The organism is Streptomyces sp. 8L (assembly GCF_020176795.1).
Taxonomy (GTDB): Bacteria; Actinomycetota; Actinomycetes; order Streptomycetales; family Streptomycetaceae; genus Streptomyces.
In genome coordinates this window covers 1-22712 of record NZ_JAIUKE010000055.1, presented here as the reverse complement: position 1 = coordinate 22712, position 22712 = coordinate 1, and the positions used below count along the sequence as shown (strand labels likewise).

Here is a 22712-nt window from a genome sequence, read left to right as displayed (position 1 = left end):
CCACCGGGCAGGCCCGGCCGTCAGAGCGCTCGGCCCGGCTGCTCAGGCACCGCCGCCGAACGCCGCGTCGAACGACGCGCTCGGCGGGTCGAAGTCGAACCGCTTGAGGTCGCGCAGCGCCTCCGGCGCCCCCGCCAGCCGGTCCATGCCCGCGTCCTCCCACTCGACCGACACGGGGCCTTCGTAGCCGATGGAGCGGAGCATCCGGAAGACGTCCTCCCAGGGCACGTCGCCGTGGCCGGCGGAGACGAAGTCCCAGCCGCGGCGCGGATCGCCCCACGGCAGGTGGGAGCCCAGGCGTCCGTTGCGGCCGTCGAGCCGCTTGCGGGCCTCCTTGCAGTCGACGTGGTAGATCCGGTCGCGGAAGTCGTAGAGGAACCCGACCGGGTCCAGGTCCTGCCACACGAAGTGGCTCGGGTCGAAGTTGAGCCCGAACGCCGGGCGGTGGTCCACCGCTTCGAGCGCACGGTGCGTGGTCCAGTAGTCGTAGGCGATCTCACCGGGGTGCACCTCGTGGGCGAACCGGACGCCCTCCGCGTCGAACACGTCGAGGATCGGGTTCCACCGTGCGGCGAAGTCGTCGTACCCCCGCTCGATCATCCGGGGCGGCACGGGCGGGAACATCGCGACCAGGTGCCAGATCGGCGAGCCGGTGAAGCCGATGACGGTGTCCACGCCGAAGGCCGCGGCGGCCCGCGCGGTGTTCTCGATCTCGGCGGCGGCGCGCCGCCGTACGCCCTCGGGGTCGCCGTCGCCCCAGACGCGGCCGGGCAGGATGTCCTGGTGGCGCTCGTCGATGATGGCGTCGCAGACCGCCTGTCCGACCAGGTGGTTGGAGATCGCCCAGCACTTCAGGCCGTACTTCTCCAGCAGTTGGTGCCTCCCGGCCAGGTAACCGGGGTCGGCGAGTGCCTTGTCGACCTCGAAGTGGTCGCCCCAGCAGGCGAGTTCGAGCCCGTCATAGCCGAAGTCGCGGGCGAGGCCGCACACCTCCTCCAGCGGCAGGTCGGCCCACTGGCCGGTGAACAGGGTGAACGGACGTGACATGCGGCTCTCTCCTAAGTTTGGGCGGCGGTCGTGGCGGCCGTTACGGACGCGGGCATCTCGGCGGGCGACGGGGGCGGTACGAGCGTGTAGAGCGCGTTGTTCGCGGCGCTCTCCTCCACCGCCGCGAGCACCCGCTGGACCTGGAGGCCGTCCGCGAACGAGGGGACGGGGTCCGCGCCCCCCGCGACGGCCTCCACCAGGTCGCGCACCTGGTGGACGAAGGTGTGCTCGTAGCCGAGGACGTGCCCGGGCGGCCACCACGCCGCCAGGTAGGGGTGTTCCGGCTCGGTGACGAGGACGCGGCGGAAGCCCGCGGTCGCGGCCTGTTCCGTGTGGTCGTGGAACGACAGCTCGTTGAGCCGCTCCAGGTCGAACGCCAGTGACCCGGCCGAGCCGTTGATCTCCAGGGTCAGCGCGTTCTTGCGGCCCGCCGCGTACCGGGTGGCCTCGAAGGACGCCAGCGCCCCGGAGGCGAGCCTGCCGGTGAACACGGCGGCGTCGTCCACCGTCACCGGGCCGAGCGCGTCGCCGCCGGCACCCGACAGCCCCGCGGACGCCCCGCTGAGCACCGGCCGCTCCCTGACAAAGGTCTCCGACAGCGCCGAGACCCCCGCGATCGGCTCCCCCGTCAGGTACTGGACCAGGTCGACGATGTGCGCGCCCAGGTCGCCGAGCGCGCCCGAGCCCGCGTCCTCGCGGCGGAGCCGCCAGGTCAGCGGGAAGGCGGGGTCGACCAGCCAGTCCTGGAGGTAGGTGACCCGCACGTGGCGCAGTGTGCCGAGCCTGCCCTGCTCGACCAGGGTCCTGGCGTACGCCACCGCGGGCACCCTGCGGTAGTTGAAGCCGACCATCGCCACCTGGCCGCGCGCCCGGGCCGCCCGAGCCGCCCGGGTCATCTCCTCCGCCTCGGCGACCGAGTTGGCGAGCGGCTTCTCGCACAGGACGTGCTTGCCCGCCTCCAGCGCCGCGATCGCGATCTCGGCGTGGCTGGCCCCCGGGGTGCAGACATCCACCAACTGGACGTCGTCACGGGCGATCAGGGCCCGCCAGTCGGTCTCCGCGGCCTCCCAGCCGAGCCGTGCCGCGGCGTCCCGCACGGCGGTCCCGTCCCGGCCGCACACCGCGGCCATCCGCGGCCGCAGCGGCAGGTCGAACACATGGCCCGCGGTACGCCATCCCTGGGAGTGTGCGGCGCCCATGAACGCGTATCCGACCATGCCGACGCCCAGTGTGGGCGGCGCACCGGCCGCTGCCTCCGGTGCCTGCGTGGGGGTCATAGGGGAGACTCCTCGTCTGTGTCGGTGAGCGGTGGTACAGCACTCCCGGCGGGTATGTCCCACCAGCCTGTGCGGGTCAGTTGAAGCCCGTCGGCAGGTACTGGTCGATGTTGGCGCTGTCCACGACGGCCGAGAACACCGCGATCTGCGTGGGGATCTCGGACTCCGAGATCCCGCTGACGCCCTTGGCCTGGCCGAGCGCCCGCGCCAGGTCGATGGCGGAGGCCGCCATGCTGGGCGGGTACAGGACCGTCGCCTTCAGTACGCTGTCGTCCGCCTTGATGTGGTCCATGGCGGACTTGGCGCCCGCGCCGCCGACCATCAGGAAGCCGTCCCTGCCCGCCTGGTCGACGGCGCGCAGGGCGCCGACCCCCTGGTCGTCGTCGTGGTTCCAGACCGCGTCGAACTGCTTCTGCGCCTGGAGGAGCTGGGCCATCTTCGCCTGGCCCGACTCGACGGTGAAGTCGGCGGCCTGGCGGGCCACCTTCCTGATGTTGGGGTACGTCCTGAGCGCGTCGTCGAACCCCTTGGTGCGCTGCCGGGTCAGTTCGAGGTTGTCGATGCCGGCCAGCTCGACGACCTTGGCGTCCGGCCTGCCCTTCAGCTTCCCGCCGATGTAGTGGCCGGCGTTGAGGCCCATGCCGTAGTTGTCGCCGCCGATCCAGCACCGGTACGCCTGCGGGGTGTCGAAGACGCGGTCCAGGTTGATCACGGGGATGCCCGCGCGCATCGCCTTCAGGCCCGCCTGGGTGAGCGCCTTGCCGTCGCCGGGCAGGACCACCAGGACGTCGACCTTCTTGTTGATCAGTGTGTCGATCTGCCCGATCTGCACGGCGGTGTCGTTGGAGCCCTCCGTCGGTACGAACGTCACGTCCGCGTACGACTCGGCGCGCTGCTTGGCCCGCACGTTGATGGCGTTGAGCCAGCCGTGGTCGGCCTGCGGCCCGGCGAACCCGATGGTGACGTGCTTGCCTGGCTTGCCGTCGGCGGCCGGCCGCTCGGCGGTCTCCTGGGCCTTCGCCTCGGGCTCGTTGCTGGTGCACGCGGTCAGGAGGGCACCCGCGCCGATCGCTGCGGTGCCGAACAGCAGTCCTCTGCGGCTCGTCTCAGGCATGGAGTCAATGGCCTTTCGCGTAGGGGAACGGCGGGTGTGGCGGGAATGGGGATGTGGGGCCCGGTTGAACGGTGCAGCACGGCACGGTGCGGTGCGGGAGGCCAGGGGCGGCCTCACGCCTCGCCCGGGCGGGCGCTCCGGCGCTGGACCAGTACGGCGGCGACGATGATCACGCCCTTCGCGATCTGCTGCACGTCCGTCTGGAGGTTGTTCAGGGCGAAGATGTTGGTGATGGTGGTGAACACCAGCACACCGAGCACGGAGCCGACGATGGTGCCGCGCCCGCCGCTGAGCAGGGTGCCGCCGATGATGGCCGCGGCGATCGAGTCGAGTTCGTACAGGTTGCCGTTGGTGTTCTGGCCCGAGCCGGAGAGCACCACCAGCAGGAACGCGGCGATGCCGCAGCACAGCCCGGACAGCAGGTACAGGCAGAGCCGCTGTCTGCGCACGTCGATGCCGGCCAGGCGTGCGGCCTCGGGGTTGCCGCCCACCGCGACGGTGCGGCGCCCGAAGGTGGTCCTGTTCAGGGCGAGCCAGCCCGCGACCACGACGCCCGCGAAGACCAGGACGAGCGGCGGGACTCCGAGGACGTACGCGTCGCGCGAGCCGAGGTCCAGTACGGACTGGACGGTGACCACCTGGGTCCTGCCGTCGGTGAGCTGAAGCGCGAGCCCGCGGGCCGAGGCGAGCATCGCCAGGGTGGCGATGAACGGCACCATCCGCCCGTACGCGATGAGCACACCGTTGACGAGGCCGCAGCCGAGTCCGACGACGACGGCGGTGAAGGCGATCCCGGCGAAGCCGTAGCTCTGGGTGGCGACGGTGGTGGCCCAGACGGAGGAGAGCGCGACGATCGCACCGACGGACAGGTCGATGCCGCCGCTGGTGATGACGAAGGTCGCGCCGACCGTCACCACACCGATCACCGAGGCCTGGGTGAGCACGAGTTGGAGGTTGCTGACGGCGAGGAACTCGTCCGGCTTCGTGATGCCGCCGACCAGGACGAGCGCGGCGAGCACACCGAGCAGGGACAGGCCCCGCGCGTCGAGGCGGAGTCCGAGCGCGCGCGGCCCGCCCTTGCCGCCGCCCCGTCCCGGCGGCCGTCCCGCGGCGTCCGTCCGCTTGGCGCGCGGTTGTGTACCGTGCGGTTCCGTGGCGGGTACGGCCCCGCCCTGCTGTGCCTCGGAGGCAGGCTGTGTCATGGCGTCGGGCTCCCTTCCATCACAAGGTCGAGTACGCGGTGTTCGTCCAGCTCCCCGGCCGGCGCCCGGTGGACGACGCGGCCCTCGCGGAGCACCAGCACGCGGTCCGCGAGGCCGAGCACTTCCGGCACCTCGCTGGAGACGAGCAGGACGGCGAGGCCGTCGTCGGCCAGCCGGCGGATCACGGCGTAGAGCTCGGCGCGCGCGCCGACGTCCACGCCCCTGGTGGGTTCGTCCAGCAGCAGCACACGGCAGCCGCGCAGCAGCCAGCGGGCGAGGACCGCCTTCTGCTGGTTGCCGCCGGAGAGGGTGCGCACGGCCGCGTCGGGGTTGTCGGGGCGCAGCGAGAGTTCCCTGGTGGCCGCGTGCGCCGCGGTGCGCTCGGCGGTCCGGTCCAGCCAGCCGCCGCGCGAGAAGCGGGAGAGCGTGGACACCGACACGTTGCTCGTGACGGTGTCGAGCATCAGCAGGCCCTGCGCCTTGCGTTCCTCGGGGGCGAGGCCGAGTCCCGCGCGCACGGCGGAGCGCACACTGCCGGGGCGCAGCGCCTTACCGTCGACGGTGACGCGGCCCGTGGTGGGTCTGCGCGCCCCGTAGACCGTCTCCAGGATCTCGGAGCGCCCGGAGCCCACGAGCCCGGCGAGCCCGACGATCTCTCCCGGCCGCACCTCCAGGTCGAAGGGGGCGAACTCGCCCTGCCTGCTGAGCCCTTCGACGCGCAGCACCGGTTCGGCCTCGGCGGGTGGCGGGGTGGTCCGCCGGAGGAAGGCGTTCTCCACGGCCCGCCCGGTCATCAGGGTGACGACCTCGGCGGTGGGGGTCCGTGCGGCGGGCAGCCCTACCGCGACGGTCCTGCCGTCCTTGAGCACGGTGACCCGGTCGCCGATGCGCCGGATCTCCTCCAGGCGGTGGGAGATGTACACCACGGCCACGCTGTCCGCGACGAGCGTCGCCACGATCCGGAAGAGGTTGGCGACCTCGTCGGGGTCGAGCGCGGCAGACGGCTCGTCCATGATGATCAGCCGGACGTCGTGGGACAGGGCACGGGCCATGGAGACGATCTGGCGCTGGGCCGCCGACAGGTCGCCGACGGGCCGGCCGGGCGGGATCTCCGGGTGGCCGAGGCGCCGGAGCAGGGCGGCGGCCCGGCTCCGGGCGTGCCGGCCGCGCACGACGAAGCCCGCGGCGGTGGGTTCATGGCCGAGGAAGATGTTCTCGGCCACCGACAGGCCCTCGACCAGGTCGAGTTCCTGGTAGATGGTCGCGATGCCCAGGCGCATGGCCGCGGTCGGCGATCCCACGGTGACCTGCTCGCCGCACCAGGTGATGACGCCGTCGTCGGGCTGGTGGGCACCGGCGAGGACCTTGATCAGGGTCGACTTCCCCGCTCCGTTCTGCCCGAGGAGGCAGTGGACCTCGCCCGCCTGGACGGACAGGTCGACGCCGTCCAGGGCGCGCACGCCGGGGAAGGTCTTGGTGATGCCGGACATGGTGAGCAGAGCTGTGTCGGGTGGCGCTGGCGCCATGGCGAATCCCCTCGGCAGGTGCGGCCGTGTGGTGGCGCGGGTGCGCGCCGGGCGGCGCGGGCCGCGGTGCGGTGGCACGTACGGTGGTGTGCACTCATGCGGTGGTGCGGTGGCACGTGGGACGCTGCGGTCGTGCGGTGGTGCGCTCGTACGGTGGTGCGCTGGTGCGTGATGCGCTCGTTCGCTCGTACTGTCGGACGCCTACGGTGCGGGCCTGCGTTCGCCCGCCGTACGGACGGTGCCGTGGTGCGCGGTGCTGGTGCGGTGGGCCGCGTCGCGGTGGGGACGAGCGGCTGGGCGGCCCGGTGGCGGTGGCGTGGCGGTGGGGCGGTGGCGTACGTGTGGTGCGCCGCCCGGTGGTACGCCGGTGCTCCGGAGCGCGATGCGCGCCGGTGCTCCGTTACGCCGGTGGTCCGGGCGACCGGGAGAGCGGCCGCCCGGTCACGCCGGCGAGAACAGGTGGTCGCTGATCAGCCGGGCCGCGCCGGTGACTCCGGCGTTCTGGCCCAACTCCCCCAGGACGATGGGGAGGTTGCCGGTGGCCAGGGGAAGTGACTGGCGGTAGACCTGGGTGCGGACCGAGGCGAGCAGGGTGTGCCCGAGGCCGGTCACACCACCTCCGATCACCACGAGCCCCGGGTTGAAGAAGCTGACGAGCCCCGCGATGACCTGGCCGACGCGGTTGCCGCCCTCGCGGATCAGGTCGAGCGCGGTCGCGTCGCCCGCCGCCGCGGCGGCCGCCACGTCGACGGCGGTCAGTGTGCCCGCGGCGGCGAGGCGGGTGGCGAGTTCGGGCGAGGCTCCGGTCCTGGCCGCCTCCTCGGCGTCGCGCGCGAGCGCCGCGCCGCTGAAGTGGGCTTCGAGACAGCCCTTGTTGCCGCAGGCGCAGGCCCGGCCGTCGGGCTCCACCTGGATGTGGCCGATGTCGCCCGCGCTGCCCGTCGTACCGCGGTAGACCTCGCCGCCGACGACGATCCCGCAGCCGATACCCGTACCGATCTTGACGCAGAGGAAGTCGGCCACGGAGCGCGCCACGCCCGCGTGCTGCTCCCCCATCGCCATCAGGTTCACATCGTTGTCGACCATGACGGGACAGCCGAGTTCCTGGCTGAGCGCCTCGCGGACGGGGAAGCCGTCCCAGCCCGGCATGATCGGCGGCGCGACCGGGACGCCCTCGGGGTAGCGCACGGGGCCCGGCACGCCGATGCCGGCACCGTCGAACCCGTCGGCGAGGCCCGAGGCCCTGAGCTTCGCCGCCATCGCGAGCACCTGCTCGAAGACGGCGACGGGCCCCTCCCTGACGTCCATCGGGTGGTTGAGGTGGCCGAGCACCTCGAGCTCGGCGTTCGTGACGGCCACGTCCACGGATGTGGCGCCGATGTCCACACCGAGGAAGCGGAGGCCGGGAGTGAGCCTGATGTTGTGCGAACGCCGTCCGCCGCGGGAGGCGGCAAGGCCGTCGGCGACCACCAGTCCGGTCTCCAGCAGCCGGTCGACCTCGACCGCGAGCTTGGAGCGCGACAGGTCGATCTGGTCGCCCAGCTGTGCGCGCGAGTTGGGCCCACCGTCGCGCAACAGCCTGAGCAGTCGCGCCTGATGGGCGTTCGCGGGTCGTGCGGTCATACGTCTCACGCGCCCCTCCCCGCCATGTCGGCTGTCTTACCCGTCGGTGCCCCGTGCCTCTGCTGCTTTCGAGTGGAACGTAGCAGCGGTTGCGCGCAGGGGGAAGAAGTTGAGAGTAAATCAGCGGCAACTTTCCCCACACTGAAGACAAAGCGTCGGGCGGCGGTTACCTGGAACTTGCCGATCCGGCCCCGGAGCGCGGAGGACGGACGGCCCGCGGGCGGCGTCAGTCGTGCTCGCGGTGGTGGTAGGTCGACCGGGTGTGCTCGGTGTGGGCGCGCATCACGGTGACGGCCCTGGCCTCGTCGTGGGCCGCGATCGCGCTGATCAGCTCGCGGTGCTCGATCCACGACTGCCGCCCGCGCTGGCGGGCCACGGGCGTGTAGTACCAGCGGACCCTGCGGTCCACCTGGCCGGCCAGCTCCGCCAGGACGACGTTGCTCGCCATCGCCATCACCCGCGCGTGGAAGGCGGCGTTGGTCGCGACGGCCAGATCGACGTCGTCGTCGTCCACCGCCCGCTCTCCCTGCCCGCACAGCGCCTCCAGGTCCGCGATGCCCTCGGCGTCGGAGGCGGCGGCGGCGAGCCGCGCGGCCTCCGCCTCCAGCAGTGTGCGTACGGAGAGCAGCTGGTCGGCCTCCGACTCGGTCGGCTCGTGGACGAACGCGCCCTGCGCGGGGCGCAGGTCGACCCAGCCCTCGGTGTTCAGCCGCTGGAGCGCCTCGCGGACCGGCTGCCGCGACACCCCGAGATGGCCTGCCAGTTCACTCTCGACGAGGTGCTGGCCCGGCGTCAGGGCACGGGTGATGATCAGTTCGAGGAGCGCCTCGTAGACCCGCTCGCGCAGCGGCCCCGGGCGCTCCAGCTTCGGTACCGTGCCGTGCGGCAGTCCTGCGGACAACATGGGATCTCCCTCTCCGGCCGACCGCGACAGATTGGCTATCGTCTACAGTCTACTGACAAGTGAGGGCGCCAAGGCCACCAAGCCGAGAGGTCAGGGGCAGCGGATCACCTGGCCCGCGTAGGAGAGGTTCCCGCCGAAGCCGAACAGCAGGGCAGGCGCGCCCGAGGCGACCTCCCCCTTGGCGACGAGCTTGGACAGCGCCATGGGGATCGAGGCGGCCGACGTGTTGCCCGACTCCACGACGTCGCGCGCGATCACCGCGTTGACGGCGCCGATCTTCCGGGCCACCGGCTCGATGATCCGCAGATTCGCCTGGTGCAGCACGACCGCGCCGAGCTCCTCGGGCAGGACGCCTGCGCGCTCGCACACCCTGCGCGCGACGGGCGGCAGTTCGGTGACGGCCCAGCGGTAGACGGACTGCCCGTCCTGGGCGAACCGGGACGGCACGCCCTCGATCCGTACGACGGTGCTCATCTCCGGCACGGACCCCCACAGCACGGGGCCGATGCCGGGGCTCTCGCCCGGCCCCACGGCCTCGACCACGGCCGCGCCCGCGCCGTCGCCCATCAGGACGCAGGTGGAGCGGTCGGTCCAGTCCGCGATGGCCGTCATCTCGTCGGCACCGATGACCAGGGCGCGGGAGGCCGCCCCCGCCCGTACGGTGTGGTCGGCCATGGCGAGCGCGTGCGTGAAGCCCGCGCAGACGACGTTGATGTCCAGCACGGCGGGCGACGCCATGGAGAGCCGGGCCGCCACCCGGGCCGCCATGTTCGGCGAGCGGTCGACGGCGGTGGAGGTGGCGACGAGGACGAGGTCGATGTCCGCGGGGACGAGGCCGGCCGCCGCCAGCGCCTTGGCGCCCGCGTGCGCGGCCAGCTCGTCCACGGGTTCGTCGGGCCCCGCGACCGACCGGGTCTTGATGCCGACCCGACTGGTGATCCACTCGTCGCTGGTGTCGACCATGCCCGCGAGATCGTCGTTGGTGAGCACCTTGGCGGGCTGATAGTGCCCGAGCGCGGTGATACGCGTACCTGTCACGCGGGACCCCCTTAGCTGTCGAGGCTGGATCTTCCAGTCTCGTCAGCGACTCACCAGTACGAAGACAGGTGAATCGACAGGATTCCTCCCCGCCGCTTGGAGGGACCGCATCATCCTTGGCCCAACCCCTTGACGCGACAAGGTCAACCGGTGAACAGCTGTTTGGCTTTGAGCACGAGTTCGTACACTCCGTAGGCGAACGGAGCCCCGACCCAGACCCAGGCGAGGGCGATCAGTCCGCCGCGCCTCGGTCCCGCCTCAGACTCCGGGTTCCGCGCCGGCATGGCCATCGGATGTCTCCTTCCGTGTCGCGATGTGGTGGCGCGGATTCACCGGCCGGACGAACTCGTTGGCGATCAGCCCGACGGCGAGCAGGCAGATCATGATGACGAAGGAGACGCCGTACAGCTGCGCTCCCGACTTCCCGGCGTCCGACTGGGCGTCCGCGACCCGGTTGACGATGAGCGGCCCGAGGACGCCGGCGACGGACCACGCGGTCAGCAGCCTGCCGTGGATGGCGCCGACCTGGTACGTGCCGAAGAGGTCCTTCAGGTACGCCGGGAGGGTCGCGAACCCGCCCCCGTAGAACGACAGGATCACCATCGCGCAGATGACGAACAGCGGCTTGGCGGCGTCACCGGCCAGGAAGATCAACAGGTACATGATGATGCCGACCGCCAGGTACACCCGGTAGATGTTCTTCCTGCCGATCAGGTCGGACAGCGACGACCAGCCGATCCTGCCCGCCATGTTGGCGGCGGAGAGCAGGGCGACGAATCCGGCGGCTGCCGAGGCGGACACGGCGGCCGAGGTGTTCGCGAAGAAGTCGGTGATCATCGGAGCGGCGCGCTCCAGGATGCCGATGCCCGCGGTGACGTTCATGCACAGGACGATCCAGAGGCACCAGAACTGCGGGGTCTTCAGCGCCGACTTCGCCGACACCTGCACGGCCCCGATCAGCATGACGGCGCCCGGTTCCGCGCCCGGCACGGTCGGCGCGTCCGGCTTCGGCCGGGGCACCCGGATCAGGAACACGCCGAGCGACATGAACAGCGCGTAGACCAGGCCGTGTACGAGGAAGGCCAGCGCGATGCCGTCGCTGTCGGCGCCGAAGTGGTCGAGCATCGCCTGCGACCAGGGCGACGCGATGAGCGCGCCGCCGCCGAAGCCCATGATCGCGATACCGGTCGCGGTACCCGGCCGGTCGGGGAACCACTTGATGAGCGTCGACACGGGCGAGATGTAGCCGATGCCGAGGCCGACCCCGCCGACGAACCCGTAGCCGAGGACGATCAGCCAGAACTGCCGCGTCTCCGCACCCAGCGCGGACAGCAGGAACCCGGAGGAGAAACAGATCAGCGCGACGGTCATCGCCCAGCGCGGGCCTCTGCGTTCCACCAGGGTGCCGCCGAAGGCGGCGGAGAGGCCGAGCATCACGATGCCGAGCTGGAACGGGAGCGCGCTCTGCGTTCCCGAGAGGCCGAGCGCGGATTCGAGTGGCGGCTTGAACACGCTCCAGGAGTAGGCCTGGCCGATGGAGAGGTGGACTGCCAGCGCCGCGGGCGGCACCAGCCATCGGCTCCAGCCGGCCGGTGCGATTGGGGGTGTCATGGCAGCGAACTCTAAGAAGCGGAACGGCTCTTGGGAAGAACTGTGTCACGGCGTGTTCATGACGTTCCGGGAGCTTGACGGGGTCGTTACCGCGGTGGCCGGGACGGCCGGGCCCGCACGGGCGGAGCCCGCGGAAGCGTCACGGCGGCATGACGGCGGACCGGCGCGCACGCCGGTCAACAGCTCGCAAACAAAAGGGAACGGGAGGGCCCGGGCTGCGCCGGAAGGCTTGTCGGCACAGAACCCATACTGTAGACAGTATATCGTCGACATGGAAGTCGGCATGGACTCGGAGTGTGACGCTTCTCTCGGTCTCCCTCAAACCGAATGGAGAGCCCCACGTGAAAGTCGCCATTGTGGGCGCCGGAGCCATCGGCGCCTACGTCGGAGCCGCGCTCGACAGAGCGGGCGCCGACGTCCATCTGATCGCCCGTGGACCGCACCTCGCGGCCATGAGGCAGCACGGAGTCCGCGTGCTCAGTCCGCGCGGGGACTTCACCGCGCACGTCCACGCCACCGACCGGCCCGCCGATGTGGGCCCCGCCGACTATGTGTTCCTCGGCCTGAAGGCGAACTCCTACGCGGCGTGCGGGCCGTTGGTGGAGCCGCTGTTCAAGGACTCGACGGCGGTGGTCGCGGCGCAGAACGGCATCCCCTGGTGGTACTTCCACGGCCACGGGGGGCCACAGGACGGCCTGCGGATCGAGAGCGTCGACCCCGGCGGCTCGGTCAGCGCCGTACTGCCGCAGGAACGCGCCGTCGGGTGCGTCGTCTACGCGGCGACGGAGCTCGCGGCGCCCGGTGTGGTCCGGCATCTGGAAGGAACGAGGTTCTCGATCGGCGAGCCGGACCGTACGGTCTCGCGCCGCTGTCTCGACTTCAGCGAGGCCATGCGGGCGGGCGGGCTCAAGTGCCCGGTCGAGCCCGAGCTGCGCGACGACATCTGGATCAAGCTCCTCGGCAACATCTCCTTCAACCCGATCAGCGCCCTGACCCGGGCGACCATGCGGGAGATGTGCCTGCACCGCTCCACCCGGGGCGTCATCGAACTCATGATGGCCGAGACCCTGGCGGTCGCCCGGTCCCTGGGCTGCCGCCCCGCGATCTCCATCGAACGGCGGCTCGCGGGCGCGGAACGCGTCGGGGACCACCGCACCTCCACGCTCCAGGACCTGGAGAAGGGCAAGCCGCTCGAACTGGACGTGCTGCTGGCCGCCGTGGTGGAACTCGCCGGCCTGACCGGCGTACCGGTGCCGACCCTGTGCACGGTCGCCGCCATCTCCGATCTGCTCGCCCGCGGTACGGCGCTCGCCGCCGCCTGACCCGGCGGTCACACCGCCGATGGCCGACGGCCGCCACCGTGCACGAGCAAGCCGTCACAAATCCCGGTCCACAGGCTTCCGTTGGGACTCCACCCAGCGAATACTGTATGCAATGGGGCGGACCGCCGGCCATCGCCCGGGGGAGGCGCGCGACGCGCGCCGCCTCCCCCGGGAGCCCGCGCCGAGGCGGCTGTCGTCCGGCGCGGACGGCGGCCGGGCGCGCCTACTGTGGACAGCAGGACAGCACGAACGAGGCGGTGACCGGACGGTCCCCGCGCCAGGAGCCGGTCCTGTCTCGACGGATACGCGGATACGCGGATACGCGAATACACGGATACGCGGGCAGGCGGGTACGGCAGCGCCGGCGGAAGTCTGGCGGCGCGGAAGAGATACGAGTAGGACTGATCACATGGGACGGGTCACCGAACGACGGCGGACGATACGCATCCGGGACGGCGCGGTCAGCGCCCGCCCCGACACCCTGGTGTCGGAGGAACCGCTGGAGATCCGCCTGAACGGCAAGGCCCTCGCCATCACCATGCGCACGCCGGGCGACGACTTCGCGCTGGCCGCGGGCTTCCTCGTCAGCGAGGGGGTGCTGGCCTCGGCGGCGGACGTGCAGTCGATCGTGTACTGCGCGGGCGCCAGGGACGACGGGCAGAACACGTACAACGTGGTCGACGTGCGGCTCGCCCCCGGGGTCCCGGTCCCGGACATCACGCTGGAGCGGAACGTCTACACGACGTCGTCCTGCGGGCTGTGCGGCAAGGCCAGCCTGGACGCCGTGCGTACGACGGCCCGGTTCAAGATCGCCGATACGCCCCCGGTCCTGGTCGAGCCCGCTCTGCTCGCGGCTCTCCCCGACCGGTTGCGCGCGGCGCAGCGGGTCTTCGACAGGACCGGGGGTCTGCACGCGGCGGCGCTGTTCTCCGAGTCGGGCGAACTCCTGGACGTACGGGAGGACGTCGGCCGCCACAACGCGGTGGACAAGCTCGTGGGGCGGGCCCTGCGCGAGGACCTGCTGCCGCTGTCGCGGGCGATCCTGCTGGTGTCGGGGCGCGCGTCCTTCGAACTGGCGCAGAAGGCCGTCATGGCGGGCATCCCGGTGCTCGCGGCGGTCTCGGCGCCGTCGTCCCTCGCCGTCGACCTGGCGGCCGAGACGGGGCTGACGCTGGTGGGATTCCTGCGCGGCCCCTCCATGAACGTGTACGCGGGCGATGAACGGATCGCCCTCCACACCGGGGTGTGACGCGCCTCGCGTCACGGGATGAGGCCCGGCCGGCGGGGAGCGCCCCCTGCGCCGGCCGGGCCGGTCCGTTCCCGGGCCCCACTTCGCGGTCCGGCCGTCGACCACCGGCGTCGACCACCGGACCACCGGTTTTCCTCGGCCCGGGACATCCGGGCGCCGGGCTGCCCGGGTCCGGACGCGAAGCCCCCGAGTCAGGCCCCGGTCAGGCGCCCTCGACGGCGTCCTTGATGCGGTGGGCGAACGCGTCGCCGTCCTTGCGGGCGGCGTTCAGGGCGAAGCCGGCGAGGAGCTTGCCCACGCCGTGCCCCTCCATGTTGTTGAAGACGCGCAGGTGCGTCGTACCGTCGTCCGCGGCCTCCAGGTCGTAGCCGCCCTCGGGGACCGTGACCATGTTCTTGGAGGTCTCCGTCCAGCGGATACGGCGCGGCGGGTCGAACTCGCTGATGCGGAAGACGCGGTGGGTGGTCATCCCGGCGTCCTTGACGGTGCTCGCGTAGACCGTGCCGACCTCGGTGGCGCCGGGCGTCGTCCGCTGCATCTCCATGACGCGGGGACTGAACTTCGGATCGTTCTCGCCGTCGGCGAGGAAGGCGAAGACCTCCTCGACCGGGCGGTCGATGTCGACGGTGGCCTCGAACTGTCCGGCCATCTCGTTCCTCCCGTGCTGGTCCGCCCCGAGGCTGTCGCACCGCCCATCGTTCCAGAGCTCCCGCCCGCCCGCAGCGCGGGCACGGGACGCCTCCGCGCAGGGACGGCGCGGCGTCGCCGCCAGGCCCTACGGCCGGCCTGCGGTCCTCGACGGTTCGGCCGCGGCCTCCCGCGCGGGCGGCGATCCGCCGACCACGCGCGTGTGCTGCTCGCTCTCCCGCGCCTCGGGGTCCCGGGAGCGGCGCTTCGCGATCACGGCGCAGACCATCAGCTGCATCTGGTGGAACAGCATCAGCGGCAGCACGGCGAGGCTCGCCTGCGGCCCGAACAGGACGCTCGCCATCGGCAGTCCCGAGGTCAGGCTCTTCTTCGACCCGGCGAACTGGATCGCGATCCTGTCGTCCCTGGCGAACCCCAGCCGGCGCGCACCCTGCCAGGTCAGCATGAGCATCACGGCGAGCAGGACCGCCTCGACGGCCATCAGCTCCAGCAGCCGCACCACGGTCACCTGGTGCCAGATGCCCGCGACCATGCCTTCGCTGAAGGCCGTGTAGACGACCAGCAGGATCGATCCCCGGTCGACGAACTTGAGGACCGTCTTGTGCCGCGCCATGAACCCGCCGATCCAGCGGCGCAGCAGCTGGCCCGCGACGAACGGCGCGAGCAGCTGGAGCAGGATCTGGACCAGCGAGTCCGCCGAGAAGCCGACAGAGCCGCCGCCGAGCAGCCCGGCGGCCAGCAGCGGCGTGATGACGATGCCCGCGAGGCTGGAGAACGACCCGGCGACGATCGCGGCGGGGACGTTGCCCCGGGCGATGGACGTGAACGCGATGGACGACTGGATGGTCGACGGTACGAGGCACAGGAACAGCAGGCCGTTGTAGAGCTGCGGCGTCAGCAGGAACGGTACGAGGCTCCTGGCGGCCAGGCCGAGCAGCGGGAACGCGACGAACGTGCAGACCAGCACGGTCAGGTGCAGCCGCCAGTTCCGGAAGCCGTCGAGCGCCTCCCGGGTCGAAAGGCGCGCGCCGTAGAGGAAGAACAGCAGCGCCACCGCTCCCGTGGAGAAGCCGCTCGCGACATGGGCGGCACCGCCGGAGGCCGGGAGGAGCGCCGCCAGGCCCACCGTCCCGAGGAGCGCCAGGATGTACGGGTCGATCGGCAGCCAGGAGGGCATCTTCAGCGTGCGGCGGTTCATGTGCTCCACTCTCGGTACAGGTCGTGCCTCCCCATGATCGGCCCGGGGCGCATGATCGGGAATCCGGTGTACGGCTCTGACTGTCATCACGGATCACGATGACCGGCCGGAGACCCGTCTAACCTGGTCTTTGTGTACGACCCCGCTCAGCTGCGCACGTTCCTGGCCGTGGCCCAGACGCTCAGTTTCACCCAGGCGGCCCGCCGGCTGGGCCTGCGGCAGTCCACGGTGAGCCAGCATGTGCGGCGGCTCGAGGAGGCGACGGGCCGCCCGCTGTTCACGCGCGACACGCACAGCGTGGAGCTGACGGAGGACGGCGAGGCGATGCTCGGCTTCGCCGGGACGATCCTCGCGGCGCACGAGCGGGCCTCGGCCTTCTTCACGGGGACCAGGCTGCGCGGCCGGCTGCGGGTCGGCGTCTCCGAGGACTTCGTCCTGACGCGGCTGCCGGAGATCCTGGAGGCCTTCCGCGCCGAGAACCCGGAGGTGGACCTGGAGCTGACCGTCGAGCTGTCCGGAATCCTGCACGAGCGGCTGGCCGCGGGACGCCTCGATCTGGTGCTGGCCAAGCGGCGCACCGGCGCGGCGCAGGGCGAACTGGTCTGGCGCTCGACGCTGACCTGGATCGGCGCGCCCCGGCTGCGGATCGACCCGGACCGCCCCGTACCGCTGATCCTCTTCCCGCCGCCCGGCATCACGCGGGCGCGGGCCCTTCAGGCTCTGGAGCGGGCGGGCCGCCCCTGGCGCGTCGCCTGTACGAGCTCCAGCCTGAGCGGGCTGATCGCCGCCGCGCGCGCCGGGCTCGGCGCGATGGCGCACACGCGCGGCCTGATTCCGCCGGGTCTCGTCCCGATCCCTGCCCGGGCCGGGCTGCCCGATCTCGGCGACGTCGACTTCGTACTGCTGCGGCCCCGGGACGCCCGGCCCTCGCCCGCACGCGACGCGGCGGACGCCCTCGCGAAGGCGATCCTGACGGGCGGCGACCGGCTGCACCCGGTGCCGGACGGCGGCTGACCCCCGCCGCCGGGAGCCCGGCGCCGTCCCGGCGCGCCGTGCCGACGCCCCGCCTGGGGCCCGGCTCAGGGGCGGCGGCGACCGCCGTCCTCGTACGTCAGCTGCTTGATGCGGCGCAGCACCGGTGAGACCTCCACGCGCTGGACGCCGTCGAGGCGGCCGACGGATCGGTTCAGGTAGCGGTAGAGCTCGGCGACGCCCCGGCAGATGACGACGGCCGTCAGATTGCTCTCGCCGGTCGTCGCGAACACGGCGGCGACCTCGGGCTGCCGGGCCAGGGCCCGTCCCACCGCGTCCAGGGCCCGGGGCTCGGCGGTCACCCACAGCATGGCGTGGCTGGTGTAGCCGATGGCCTCGGTGGAGAACTCCGCGTCGATGTAGACGCCGCCGGAGCGCAGCAGCTGGTCGAGCCTGCGGCGGGCGGCGGTCTCGGAGAGTCCGGAGTTCCTGGCCAGGTCGGCGACCGGCGCCCGGCCGTCCCGCTCCAGTGTCCGCAGGATGGCCTCGCCCGCCGGGTCGAGCGACGCCCGGTCCAGCGGCTCCGCCGGCTCGCCGCCGTCCGCCGCCCACGCGGGGGTGAGCGCCGCGACGAGAGCGGCGTCCGGCACGGCGTCCTTGCCGAACCAGCCGTTGGGGCCGCCGAAGAACCGGTGCAGCAGCTGGTGCGCCCGGATGTCGGTGATGCTCGGCGTGCGCGGCAGCTTCCCGAGGATCAGCTCCTCGTGCTCCCCCGCGCTGGAGAAGGAGGTCGTGCAGACGATCTCGGTGCCCGCCGACGTGAGCCCGATCCAGCTGGTGTCGGACCGGCGGGCGAGGGCGTGGGCGACGGCGTCGGCCGCGTCGGGCTTGACCCTCAGCCGGAGCATCCACGTGTCCTGGCCGAGGAGCTCCGCGTCCCGCACACCGACGATCCGCAGCTCCATCTCCGCGGTCAGGCGCCGGAAGCGGCGGGCGACCGTCTGGTCGGAGACGCCGAGGACGGTGGCGATCCGGCTGAAGGAGGCGCGGCCGTCGATCTGGAAGGCGTGCAGCAGCTGGAAGTCCAGGTCGTCGAATGTGTGGTGTTCCGCCACTGCCGCGCTCCTGGATGTCGGACATCGGCGCCGGGGTGGCCGAAACCACCGGAAGCCGCTCTTCAGCACCGATCGTAGGGCAACGGAATGGGCCGTTGGCCGATGAGAGTTCGGAGAGAGACATGGGGAAGTGGGGACCGCTGGTGGCGGTCTGCCTCGGCACGTTCATGCTGCTGGTGGACGTGTCGATCGTCGTGGTGGCGCTGCCCGCGATGGCCGGCGGACTGGGGGCGTCGCTGAGCGACCTCCAGTGGGTGATGGACATTTACGCGCTGGTGCTGGCGGCGCTGCTGCTCGCGGCGGGCGCGGCGGCCGACGTCCTGGGCGGGCGGCGCATATACGCGGCGGGCACGACGCTGTTCGCGCTGGCCTCGCTGGGCTGCGGCCTGGCGACGAGCGCGCCCGAACTGATCGCGCTGCGGGCGGTGCAGGGACTTGGCGCGGCGGCGATGTTCGCGACGACGCTGTCCCTGCTGGCCGCCGCCTACCAGGGCAAGGACCGGTCCGTCGCGCTGGGCGTGTGGGGCGCGGTCAACGGTGCGGCCGCCGCGGTCGGCCCCGTGCTCGGCGGGGTGCTGACGCAGGGGCTCGGCTGGCGGTGGATCTTCTTCATCAACCTGCCGGTGAGCGTCGCCGCGGTCTGGCTGACGCTGCGCGTCGTGCGCGAGGCGAGGCGGGACCCCGGCCGGCGGGTGGACTGGGCAGGCACGGCGTGTTTCGCGCTGTTCGCGGGCGCGGTGACGTACGGGGCGGTGCGCGCGGGCGACGACGGGTGGGTGTCGGTGCCGACCGGCGTGACGGGCGCGGTCGCGCTGCTGGCGCTGGTGGCGTTCGTGCTGGTGGAACGGCGGGTCGCGCAGCCGCTGATGGACCTGGCGCTGTTCCGCCGGGCGTCGTTCGTGACGGTGATGGGGACGGCGCTGGTCTTCAGCGCCTCGGCGTTCACGATCCTCGCGTACATCTCGGTGTGGCTCCAGACGCTGCTCGGGATGAGCCCGATCACGGGCGGTCTGGCGCTGCTGCCGCTGGCGGCCGCCTCGTTCCTGGTGTCGGCGGTCTCCGGACGCCTGCTGCACGGGGTGCCCGCCCGGTATCCGGTGGGCATCGGCACGATGCTGGTGGGCGCGGGCGAGTTCGCGCAGGCCGTGCTGGGCGCGGGCTCGTCGTGGCTGACTCTGAGCGCCGGGCTCGTGGTCACGGGTGTCGGGGTGGGCCTGGTGTCGCCCGCGCTGTCGGGGGCGGCGCTCGCGTCGGTGCCCCCGCGCGAGGCGGGCATGGCGGGCGGCGCGCTGAACACCTTCAGGCAGCTCGGGTACGCGCTGGGCATCGCCGTCTTCGGCACGGTCGTGACGTCCGGCATCGCCTCGGCGCTGCACGGGTCGGCGGCGCGTCCGGGAGACGCCGCGAGGGCGCTGCTCGGCGGGGGCGCCGCGTCGCTGCGCGGGGCCGTCCCGCAGCACGCGCTGCGCTCGGCGTTCGCGTCGGGGCTGAACACCGCGATGATGGTCGCGGGGGCCCTCGCGGTGCTCGCGGGTGCGGCGGTGCTGATCTGGGTACGCACACCACGGCACACCGAGGCGACGGCTCCCCGGGAGCGGGAGAAGGCCGCCGCGGCGTCGTAAGCGACGCGTACGGATTCGGTGGAGATTCCCCCGCGCGGTACTTACTCTTCAGTCAGATGTCTGTCCGTGCACTGCCGGAATGGGCGATTTTCGGCCGCTCCCCTGGGGCGGTTTCGCCTGTTCCGGCCGCCCGAAGGGCTCTTTTCGCCCTCTGCGGTGGGGTAGCGTCGCGGCGCTGTGCGGAGCGCGACAAGGAGCAAGTCATTGCGCGAATTCACCGTTCCCCCCCTCGTGGCGGCCGCCTCCTCCGGTGGTCTCGCCGACACCATATTTGATCATGCCCGCGACAACCCGGACCATATCGCGCTCGGCCGCAAGGACGAGGCCGGAATCTGGCACGACATCACCTCCGCGGAGTTCCGCGACGAGGTGGCCGCCGTGGCCAAGGGACTGCTCGCCGACGGCGTCCGCTTCGGGGACCGGGTGGGGATCATGTGCAGGACCCGCTACGAGTGGACCGTCTTCGACTTCGCCGTGTGGACGATCGGCGCCCAGTCGGTGCCCATGTACCCCACGTCCTCCGCCGAGCAGGTGCTGTGGATGCTCTACGACTCGGCGGCGTCCGCCTGTCTGGTGGAGCACGAGGACCACGCGATGACCATCGGCTCGGTCATCGACCGGCTGCCCGAACTCAAGCAGATGTGGCAGCTCGACAAGGGCGCGATGGACCATCTGCGCACGGCGGGCTCCCACCTCGGCGACGACGTCCTGGAGCGGCACCGCGGCGCCGTGACACCGGAGTCCTGCGCGTCCGTCATCTACACCTCGGGCACCACGGGACGCCCCAAGGGGTGCGTCCTGACCCACGGCAACTTCATGTTCGAGACGGACACGATGGTGGAGCGCTACGAGGGCGTCTTCCACTCGAAGCCGGGCGACCAGGCGTCCACGCTGCTGTTCCTGCCGCTCAGCCACGTCTTCGGCCGCATGGTGGAGATAGCCGCGGTGCGCGGCGGGGTGAAGCTCGGCCACCAGCCGGAGCTGCGGGCGAGCGCCCTGCTGCCCGATCTGGCCTCGTTCCGGCCGTCGTTCATCCTCGCGGTGCCCTACATCTTCGAGAAGGTGTACGGGGCGGCACGGCGCAAGGCGGAGCGCGAGGGGAAGTCGGGCCCCTTCGACAAGGCCGTGGACGTGGCCGTGCGGTACGCGGAGGCCGTCGAGGACAAGGCGTTCGGCACGGGCCCCGGGCCGTCCGCGGCGCTGCGCCTTCAGCACCAGTTCTTCGACAAGGCCGTGTACGGGAAGGTGCGCGCGGCGATGGGCGGCCGGGTGCGGCACGCCATGTCCGGCGGCTCCGGGATGGACCGCAGGCTCGGGCTGTTCTTCGCGGGCGCCGGGGTCACCGTCTACGAGGGGTACGGGCTGACGGAGTCCTGCGCCGCGGCCACCGCCAACCCGCCCGAGCGCACCCGGTACGGCACGGTCGGCATCCCCATCCCCGGCATGACGGTGCACATCGCGCACGACGGCGAGGTGTGGCTGAAGGGCCCCAACGTGTTCACCGGATACCTGGACGACCAGAAGAACACGGACGAGACGCTGCACGACGGCTGGCTGGCCACCGGGGACCTCGGCTATCTGGACGACGACGGCTATCTCACCATCACGGGCCGCAAGAAGGAGATCCTGGTCACCTCCGGCGGCAAGAGCGTCTCCCCCGCCGCGCTGGAGGAGCGGGTGCGGGCGCACCCGCTGGTGGGCCAGTGCATCGTGGTCGGCAACGACAGACCGTACGTGGCCGCGCTGGTGACGCTCGACCAGGAGTCCGTCGAGCACTGGCTGTCGGTGCAGGGCAAGCCGGAGCTCGGGCCGAAGGACCTCGTGCGCGACGGGGATCTGGAGACGGAGATCCGGCGGGCCGTGGTGGCCGCCAACACGGCCGTGTCGCAGGCGGAGTCGATCCGCACGTTCCGGATTCTGGCCCACCCCTTCAGCGAGGAGCACGGCATGCTGACGCCCTCGCTCAAGCTGAAGCGGAAGGCCATCGAGGCCGCGTACACGAGAGAGGTCGAGGCGCTGTACCGGTGAGGGGTGCCGCACCGCGGTGATCCGAGGGGTGCCGTATCGCGGTGATCGGTGAGGCGTGCCACATCGCGGTGCGGCCGGGAATTCCCGCGCGGGGGCCGTCGTTCTGCACCGCGGGGCAGGCGCGCCCCGCCCCGCACCCGGGCCGCGCACAGCGACCCGGGGACACATCCGAAGAACCTGACGAACCCGATGAACCCGACGAAGACGAAAAGGATCGACACCGCGTGAGCAGCCAGGTCCCCTCCCTCACACTCAACAACGGCATCGAGATGCCCCAGCTCGGCTTCGGCGTCTGGCAGGTCCCCGACGACGAGGCCACCGCCGCGGTCGGCACCGCCATCGAGGCGGGTTACCGCAGCATCGACACGGCGGCGGTCTACGGCAACGAAGAGGGCACGGGCAAGGGCATCGCGGCTTCCGGCGTCGCCCGTGACGAGCTGTTCGTCACCACGAAGCTGTGGAACGCCGAGCAGGGCCACGACACGACGCTGCGGGCGTTCGACGCCTCCCTGAAGCGGCTCGGCCTCGACTACGTCGACCTCTACCTGATCCACTGGCCGACGCCGGCCAAGGGCCTGTACGTCGACACGTTCAAGGCGTTCGAGAAGATCCTCGCGGACGGCGGCGCCCGCGCCATCGGCGTCTCGAACTTCCTGCCCGAGCACCTGGAGGTGCTGGCGGGCGAGACGTCCGTGGTGCCCGCGGTCAACCAGATCGAGCTGCACCCCCACCTCCAGCAGGCCGAGGCGCGGGCGCTGCACGCGAGCCGCGGCATCGTCACCGAGGCGTGGTCCCCGCTCGGCCAGGGCAAGGGCCTGCTGGAGGTCCCGACCGTGGCCGCGATCGCCCACAAGCACGGCAGGACCCCGGCGCAGGTCGTGCTGCGCTGGCACCTCCAGCTAGGCAACGTCGTCATTCCGAAGTCGGTGACGCCGTCACGCATCCGCGAGAACATCGATGTGTTCGGCTTCGAGCTGGACGACGACGACCTGGCCGCCTTCGCCGCGCTGGACGAGGGCAGGCGCCTGGGCGGCCACCCCGCCGAGGTCAACTGATCCCGGGCCCGGTGCCTCGCGCACCGGGCACCGCACCACACCGTACGGGCCCCCGGCCCCCCCCGCGCCCCCCCCCGGGGCGGGGCCCCCCGGGGGGGGGCGGGGGGGCGGGGGGGGCGGTGTTGTATTTTGGGGAGTTGTGGAGCCAGTTTGAGGCGGAG

Annotated in this window: 19 protein-coding genes; 6 read left to right on the top strand and 13 right to left on the bottom strand. The window is 71.9% G+C overall.

The genetic code is table 11. The features are described 5' to 3' along the window. Positions 1-42: 42 nt before the first annotated feature. The 10 genes from LCE31_RS06755 to LCE31_RS06710 all read right to left on the bottom strand — a co-directional run bounded on the left by LCE31_RS06755 (position 43) and on the right by LCE31_RS06710 (position 11342). Positions 43-1047 carry a sugar phosphate isomerase/epimerase family protein gene (locus tag LCE31_RS06755; protein WP_225013067.1) on the bottom strand — a complete coding sequence of 335 codons (1005 nt, stop codon included), beginning with the start codon at positions 1045-1047 and terminating at the stop codon, positions 43-45. Between the two features lie 11 nt (positions 1048-1058). After that, positions 1059-2324 carry a Gfo/Idh/MocA family protein gene (locus LCE31_RS06750; protein ID WP_225013066.1) on the bottom strand — a complete coding sequence of 422 codons (1266 nt, stop codon included), beginning with the start codon at positions 2322-2324 and terminating at the stop codon, positions 1059-1061. 76 nt (positions 2325-2400) lie between these two features. Beyond that, positions 2401-3438: a substrate-binding domain-containing protein gene (locus LCE31_RS06745; RefSeq protein ID WP_225013065.1), complete on the bottom strand. Its 1038-nt coding sequence runs from the start codon at positions 3436-3438 to the stop codon at positions 2401-2403. A 113-nt stretch (positions 3439-3551) separates the two neighbouring features. Continuing rightward, entirely contained in the window at positions 3552-4640 is a 1089-nt protein-coding gene (locus tag LCE31_RS06740) for an ABC transporter permease (RefSeq protein ID WP_225013064.1), read from the bottom strand. Continuing rightward, positions 4637-6166 carry a sugar ABC transporter ATP-binding protein gene (locus LCE31_RS06735; protein WP_225013063.1) on the bottom strand — a complete coding sequence of 510 codons (1530 nt, stop codon included), beginning with the start codon at positions 6164-6166 and terminating at the stop codon, positions 4637-4639. The genes LCE31_RS06740 and LCE31_RS06735 overlap by 4 nt, the downstream gene beginning before the upstream one ends. Positions 6167-6607: 441 nt before the next feature. Next, positions 6608-7789: an ROK family transcriptional regulator gene (locus LCE31_RS06730; RefSeq protein WP_225013062.1), complete on the bottom strand. Its 1182-nt coding sequence runs from the start codon at positions 7787-7789 to the stop codon at positions 6608-6610. Positions 7790-8015: 226 nt separating this feature from the next. Then, the gene (locus LCE31_RS06725) at positions 8016-8693 is read right to left on the bottom strand and encodes a GntR family transcriptional regulator (RefSeq protein WP_225013061.1); all 678 of its coding nucleotides are present in this window, start codon (positions 8691-8693) and stop codon (positions 8016-8018) included. Between the two features lie 90 nt (positions 8694-8783). Beyond that, positions 8784-9731 (bottom strand): beta-ketoacyl-ACP synthase III, encoded by a 948-nt coding sequence (locus tag LCE31_RS06720; protein ID WP_225013060.1) that lies wholly within the window; start codon positions 9729-9731, stop codon positions 8784-8786. Positions 9732-9874: 143 nt separating this feature from the next. Further along, positions 9875-10021 carry an MFS transporter small subunit gene (locus tag LCE31_RS06715; protein WP_225013084.1) on the bottom strand — a complete coding sequence of 49 codons (147 nt, stop codon included), beginning with the start codon at positions 10019-10021 and terminating at the stop codon, positions 9875-9877. Continuing rightward, positions 9990-11342: an OFA family MFS transporter gene (locus LCE31_RS06710; protein WP_225013059.1), complete on the bottom strand. Its 1353-nt coding sequence runs from the start codon at positions 11340-11342 to the stop codon at positions 9990-9992. The genes LCE31_RS06715 and LCE31_RS06710 overlap by 32 nt, the downstream gene beginning before the upstream one ends. A 341-nt stretch (positions 11343-11683) precedes the next feature. Between LCE31_RS06710 and LCE31_RS06705 the strand changes: the two genes are divergently transcribed. Together LCE31_RS06705 and fdhD are read left to right on the top strand one after the other, a co-directional pair. Beyond that, on the top strand, positions 11684-12664 hold the full coding sequence (locus LCE31_RS06705; protein ID WP_225013058.1) for a 2-dehydropantoate 2-reductase: 981 nt from the start codon (positions 11684-11686) through the stop codon (positions 12662-12664). 409 nt (positions 12665-13073) lie between these two features. Continuing rightward, positions 13074-13913 carry a formate dehydrogenase accessory sulfurtransferase FdhD gene (gene fdhD / locus LCE31_RS06700; protein ID WP_225013057.1) on the top strand — a complete coding sequence of 280 codons (840 nt, stop codon included), beginning with the start codon at positions 13074-13076 and terminating at the stop codon, positions 13911-13913. Between the two features lie 202 nt (positions 13914-14115). Here fdhD and LCE31_RS06695 read toward each other — a convergent pair whose 3' ends face one another. Further along, positions 14116-14562, bottom strand: coding sequence for an SRPBCC family protein (locus LCE31_RS06695; RefSeq protein WP_225013056.1), 447 nt, complete (start codon positions 14560-14562; stop codon positions 14116-14118). Between the two features lie 126 nt (positions 14563-14688). Beyond that, positions 14689-15759 carry a bile acid:sodium symporter family protein gene (locus tag LCE31_RS06690; RefSeq protein WP_225013055.1) on the bottom strand — a complete coding sequence of 357 codons (1071 nt, stop codon included), beginning with the start codon at positions 15757-15759 and terminating at the stop codon, positions 14689-14691. A 132-nt stretch (positions 15760-15891) separates the two neighbouring features. Between LCE31_RS06690 and LCE31_RS06685 the strand changes: the two genes are divergently transcribed. Beyond that, positions 15892-16773, top strand: coding sequence for a LysR substrate-binding domain-containing protein (locus tag LCE31_RS06685; RefSeq protein ID WP_374118419.1), 882 nt, complete (start codon positions 15892-15894; stop codon positions 16771-16773). A 65-nt stretch (positions 16774-16838) separates the two neighbouring features. Here the strand turns inward: LCE31_RS06685 and LCE31_RS06680 are convergent, their stop codons facing one another. Beyond that, positions 16839-17846: an Lrp/AsnC family transcriptional regulator gene (locus tag LCE31_RS06680; protein ID WP_225013054.1), complete on the bottom strand. Its 1008-nt coding sequence runs from the start codon at positions 17844-17846 to the stop codon at positions 16839-16841. Positions 17847-17968: 122 nt separating this feature from the next. Between LCE31_RS06680 and LCE31_RS06675 the strand changes: the two genes are divergently transcribed. The 3 genes from LCE31_RS06675 (at position 17969) to LCE31_RS06665 (ending at position 22551) form a co-directional block, all read left to right on the top strand. Further along, positions 17969-19468 (top strand): MFS transporter, encoded by a 1500-nt coding sequence (locus LCE31_RS06675; RefSeq protein ID WP_225013053.1) that lies wholly within the window; start codon positions 17969-17971, stop codon positions 19466-19468. A gap of 204 nt (positions 19469-19672) precedes the next feature. Next, positions 19673-21496: an AMP-dependent synthetase/ligase gene (locus LCE31_RS06670; RefSeq protein ID WP_225013052.1), complete on the top strand. Its 1824-nt coding sequence runs from the start codon at positions 19673-19675 to the stop codon at positions 21494-21496. Between the two features lie 269 nt (positions 21497-21765). Then, a complete protein-coding gene (locus LCE31_RS06665; RefSeq protein WP_225013082.1) occupies positions 21766-22551 on the top strand; it encodes an aldo/keto reductase in 786 nt (261 codons plus the stop codon). The last annotated feature ends 161 nt before the right edge of the window (positions 22552-22712 follow it).

Excerpts from the sequence above, each read along its gene's own strand:
- LCE31_RS06755 (WP_225013067.1), bottom strand. The coding sequence starts at position 1,047 with ATGTCACGTCCGTTCACCCTGTTCACCGGCCAGTGGGCCGACCTGCCG.
- LCE31_RS06750 (WP_225013066.1), bottom strand. The coding sequence starts at position 2,324 with ATGACCCCCACGCAGGCACCGGAGGCAGCGGCCGGTGCGCCGCCCACA.
- LCE31_RS06745 (WP_225013065.1), bottom strand. The coding sequence starts at position 3,438 with ATGCCTGAGACGAGCCGCAGAGGACTGCTGTTCGGCACCGCAGCGATC.
- LCE31_RS06740 (WP_225013064.1), bottom strand. The coding sequence starts at position 4,640 with ATGACACAGCCTGCCTCCGAGGCACAGCAGGGCGGGGCCGTACCCGCC.
- LCE31_RS06735 (WP_225013063.1), bottom strand. The coding sequence starts at position 6,166 with ATGGCGCCAGCGCCACCCGACACAGCTCTGCTCACCATGTCCGGCATC.
- LCE31_RS06730 (WP_225013062.1), bottom strand. The coding sequence starts at position 7,789 with ATGACCGCACGACCCGCGAACGCCCATCAGGCGCGACTGCTCAGGCTG.
- LCE31_RS06725 (WP_225013061.1), bottom strand. The coding sequence starts at position 8,693 with ATGTTGTCCGCAGGACTGCCGCACGGCACGGTACCGAAGCTGGAGCGC.
- LCE31_RS06715 (WP_225013084.1), bottom strand. The coding sequence starts at position 10,021 with ATGGCCATGCCGGCGCGGAACCCGGAGTCTGAGGCGGGACCGAGGCGC.
- LCE31_RS06710 (WP_225013059.1), bottom strand. The coding sequence starts at position 11,342 with ATGACACCCCCAATCGCACCGGCCGGCTGGAGCCGATGGCTGGTGCCG.
- fdhD (WP_225013057.1), top strand. The coding sequence starts at position 13,074 with ATGGGACGGGTCACCGAACGACGGCGGACGATACGCATCCGGGACGGC.
- LCE31_RS06695 (WP_225013056.1), bottom strand. The coding sequence starts at position 14,562 with ATGGCCGGACAGTTCGAGGCCACCGTCGACATCGACCGCCCGGTCGAG.
- LCE31_RS06690 (WP_225013055.1), bottom strand. The coding sequence starts at position 15,759 with ATGAACCGCCGCACGCTGAAGATGCCCTCCTGGCTGCCGATCGACCCG.
- LCE31_RS06675 (WP_225013053.1), top strand. The coding sequence starts at position 17,969 with ATGGGGAAGTGGGGACCGCTGGTGGCGGTCTGCCTCGGCACGTTCATG.
- LCE31_RS06665 (WP_225013082.1), top strand. The coding sequence starts at position 21,766 with ATGCCCCAGCTCGGCTTCGGCGTCTGGCAGGTCCCCGACGACGAGGCC.